General features: G+C 72.7%; 4 protein-coding genes. 2 read left to right on the top strand and 2 right to left on the bottom strand.

Annotated elements, in window-relative coordinates; genetic code table 11:
* Positions 1-1,380, bottom strand: a 1,380-nt coding sequence (locus QOL99_RS15895) for a GGDEF domain-containing protein (RefSeq protein WP_285525254.1), incomplete at its 3' end; no start/stop codon positions are given.
* Between the two features lie 183 nt (positions 1,381-1,563).
* On the opposite strand from QOL99_RS15895, the gene QOL99_RS15890 reads away from it, so the two are divergent.
* Both QOL99_RS15890 and QOL99_RS15885 read left to right on the top strand, forming a co-directional pair.
* The gene (locus QOL99_RS15890; protein WP_285525253.1) at positions 1,564-2,652 is read left to right on the top strand and encodes a CobW family GTP-binding protein; all 1,089 of its coding nucleotides are present in this window, start codon (positions 1,564-1,566) and stop codon (positions 2,650-2,652) included.
* Between the two features lie 17 nt (positions 2,653-2,669).
* Complete coding sequence (locus QOL99_RS15885) at positions 2,670-3,149, top strand: PaaI family thioesterase (protein ID WP_285525251.1); 480 nt, start codon at positions 2,670-2,672, stop codon at positions 3,147-3,149.
* Positions 3,150-3,202: 53 nt separating this feature from the next.
* On the opposite strand, the gene QOL99_RS15880 is transcribed toward QOL99_RS15885, so the two are convergent.
* The coding region (locus tag QOL99_RS15880) for a polysaccharide pyruvyl transferase family protein (RefSeq protein ID WP_285525249.1) at positions 3,203-3,606 on the bottom strand (404 nt) is incomplete at its 5' end.

Below are 3,606 nucleotides of genomic sequence, written 5' to 3'. Positions count from 1 at the left end.
GGGCCGCAGCAGCGCCAGGAACTCGTCGCCGCCCTGCCGCGCCACCAGGTCGCCGGGGCGGCCCGCCTCCCGCAACCGGGCCGCCACCTGCACCAGCAGGGCGTCCCCGGCGGCGTGCCCGAAGCGGTCGTTGACCTCCTTGAAGCCGTCGAGGTCGATAAAGGCGACCCCGAAGCCTCCGCCCGTGGCCTCCGCCCCGGTCAGCGTCTCCGAGAGCGCGGCCTCGAAGCGGGCGCGGTTGGGCAGTCCGGTCAGGGGGTCGTGCCACGCCTGATGGGCGAGCTGGGTCCGGCGGTGTTCCAGCTCGGCGTTGGCGCGGCGCAGTTGCCAGGTCAGGCGCCGGTTGTCGGCAAAGGCCACCGCCTGCCGCACGGTCATCAGCAGGATGGTCAGCACCGCGCCGACCACCAGCCCCTGCTCGCGCAGCGGTTCGCCCGGCGCGTGGCTGTGCGGCAGCAGCAAGAAGAGGCTGGTCGCCGCGACCCCGAAGTAAGGCAGCGCGGCCAGGGCGCGGCGCACGGGCCGGGGCAGGTCCGGCAGCGCGAGGTCACCCACCGGCAGGAGCCGGGCGCTACGCTGCGCCTCCCACGCCCCCAGCGCCCACAGCACGAACCCCAGCGTGAAGAGGGCATCGACCGGATGCCCGGTGTGGTAGGTCCCCTGGGCGGCCAGCAGCACGAAGATCAGGTCGGCCGCCACCGTGAAGCCGAAGCCCAGCGCGAACAGCGTCAGGTGCCGCTCCAGCCGCCGCCCGTGCAGCACGACCATCAGCAGGATCACCAGCAGCCCCAGGTCAAAGACCGGGTAGGCGAAGTTCACCAGGGTGCCCAGCCAGGGATCGCCGGGACTGCCCACGAGACGGTGCAGCACCCACCACCACAGGAAGGTGGTGAGCGCCCCGACCAGAATCAGGCTGTCCAGAAACAGCCGCGCCGCCTTGAGGGGCCGCAGAGGAACCGACGACAGCCGCAGGAAGGCGGCTCCGAACAGCGGATACTCCAGCAGGTAGAACACGTCCGCCACCGACGGGAAGGGCAGTTCCCCCGTGCTGAGCTGGATGTAGCTCCAGGTCAGGTCGGCGGTCAGGCGGCTGACCATCGCGGCGGCGAGCAGGCCCAACCCCTGACGCAGGTGGGACGGGGCCCGGCGCCACGCCAGCAGGCAGGTCAGCGTGCTGAGGATGATCACCGTGTCATAGAGGCCGTTGAACAGCGCCTCCGGGGGCGCGGGGTCGCCCAGGTGCGCGGCGGTCACCGCCATGTGGACCAGCAGGGCGATCAGCGCCAGCCGCAGCGTGAGCGGCGCGTGCCCCAGCCGGGCCATCATCCCTCCGCCGCGCTGCACAGGGTCTTCTCCCTGAATGGTGGTGTTCCGTTGCATGGTGCCTCCCCGCCGACTGGCTCGCCGCGCTGCCCGGCTGTTCCCGGTCCTGTGGAATGCGGCAGGAGAATGCGGGCCGGGTGTGAGCAAACTGTGATCACCCTAGACAGGCCGCTCTGACAGGCCCATAACAGGAGCCGCCCCCCCGCCGGGGGGGATGGGGGGAAGGCTATCCTGGCCCCCATGACCCCGCCCGGCCCCCACCCCGACGCCCGCATCCCCGTGATCGTGATCGGCGGCTTTCTGGGCGCGGGCAAGACCACGCTGGTCAACCACCTGATAAGAACTTGCGGTGAGGCGAAGCCGAACCCGAGCGGAGCGGGGAGCAACGAGGAGCGGGCGGCGAAGATGGAAGAACAGGTGGTGTCGTGTCCGCCTGGTCTGGAATCGCAGCCGCCTGCTCCCCTCCGCTCGCTGCCCCACCGCCTCGGCGTGATCGTGAACGAGTTCGGGGCGACGGGCGTGGACGGCGGATTGATCGAGCGCCTGTCTGGAGAGGGCACGCAGGACGACGTGACCGAGCTGACGGCGGGCTGCCTGTGCTGCACGGGCCGCGACGACCTGCTGCGGGCGCTGGTGACCATCGGAATGCGCGAGCAGAAGCCCGACGCCGTGCTCGTCGAGCTGAGCGGGGTGGCCGACCCCACGCCGGTCCTGACCACGCTGCTGGAGCACTCGGTGCGGGCGGCCTTCCGGGTGACCACCCTGGTCGCGGTGGTGGACGCCCGCCACGTCCTCCAGACCCTGCGCGAGCACCCGGAAGCGGCGCGGCAGCTCGCCTACGCGAACGTGGTCGTGCTGAACAAGACCGACCTCGCGGACCCGGTGCTGCTCGACCACGCGGAAGGGGTGTTGCGCGGGGTCAATCCCCTCGCCCGCCTGGTCCGGGTGGAGCGCGGCCAGCTCGACGCCGACGCCCTCCTCGCCCGCGACGACTTCGACCCGCGCGTGGTGGAAGGCGCCCCGCCGGTGGTCCACACGCCGGGCCTGACCTCCTTCACCCTACGGGCCGACTCGCCGCTGGACCCCTACCGCTGGCAGCGCTTCATGACGGACCAGATCCTCTCGCGCCCCGCCGAGGTGCTGCGGGTCAAGGGGTTTCTGTCGCTGCACGGCTACCCGCAGCGGGTGCTGTTTCAGGCGGTGCGCGACCTCTTCACGGCCGACGCCTGGGAGGGCGAGCCGGGGGCCAGCGAGCTGGTCTTCATCGGGCGGGGGCTGGACCGGGCGGAGTACGGGGCGGCGTTTGCCGGGTGCGTGGCGGAAGGCTGAGCGCCTATCCTCGCCCCATGACCCCTCCCCAGACGGCGCTGCACCCCGACCTCCAGATGCCCAGCCCCGACGAGCTGGACACGCTGACGCCCGAGGCCCTCGCCGCCCGCCTGAACGGTCTGTCGGGCACCCTGGGCGAGCGGCTGGGCATCGAAGTGCTGACCGCCTCGCGGGAGCGCCTGACCGCCCGGATGCCGGTGGAGGGCAACCGCCAGCCTGCCGGACGGCTGCACGGCGGGGCCAGCCTCGCGCTCGCGGAGGAACTCGCCAGCGTCGGCACCTGGCTGAATCTGGACGTGCGGCGGCAGGTCGGCGTGGGCGTGGACGTGAGCGGCACCCATGTCCGGGGCGTCACGGATGGCCATGTCACCGCCGAGGCCACCCTCGCCTACCGGGGCCGCACGCTGATGGTCTGGACGGTGGAGGTCCGCGACGGGCGCGGCCGCACGACCACACTGGCGCGGTGCACCTGCAACGTGGTGACGCACGGGAGCTGAAGGGCAAAGGCCAGCCCTGGCGTGTGCCTGAGCTGACCCTCGGCGCCCGTTCATCAGCCGCCCGTGAGCGCCCACCCGAAGCTCTCCCGCGCCCGCCCCCTCATCCCGGCGACTGCCTCCCAGTCGGGAGAGGTGCGGGCCAGCGCCTGAGCCGTGAGCGCTTCTGCGTCGGGCGTGACCGGGTGGGCAGGGGCGCCCGCGTCCGCGCAGAAGCCCGCGACCTTGGGGTCGTAGGCCACGCCCGCGAACGGCACCCCGGCGGCGGCGGCCAGGATCACCGCGTGCAGGCGCACCCCGATCACGAACCCGGAAGCGGCAATGGCGTCCAGTGCCTCCTGCGGGTCGCGGGTGCTCAGGACCGTGTCGGCGCCCAGCGCCTGCGCCGCCGCGTCGTCGTGACCGGGCATGAAACTCAGGGCCGTGACGCGGCGCCCCTCGGCCCGCAGCCGCCGCACCG

The sequence above is a fragment of the Deinococcus rhizophilus genome (assembly GCF_030271215.1).
GTDB classification, from domain to species: domain Bacteria; phylum Deinococcota; class Deinococci; order Deinococcales; family Deinococcaceae; genus Deinococcus; species Deinococcus rhizophilus.
Note: the sequence above shows the minus strand (reverse complement) of the source record. Positions and strands in the feature narration are given on the sequence as shown.

What these genes read in the sequence shown, in the direction of transcription:
- QOL99_RS15890 (WP_285525253.1), top strand. Translation starts at nt 1,564, where the DNA reads ATGACCCCGCCCGGCCCCCACCCCGACGCCCGCATCCCCGTGATCGTG.
- QOL99_RS15885 (WP_285525251.1), top strand. Translation starts at nt 2,670, where the DNA reads ATGACCCCTCCCCAGACGGCGCTGCACCCCGACCTCCAGATGCCCAGC.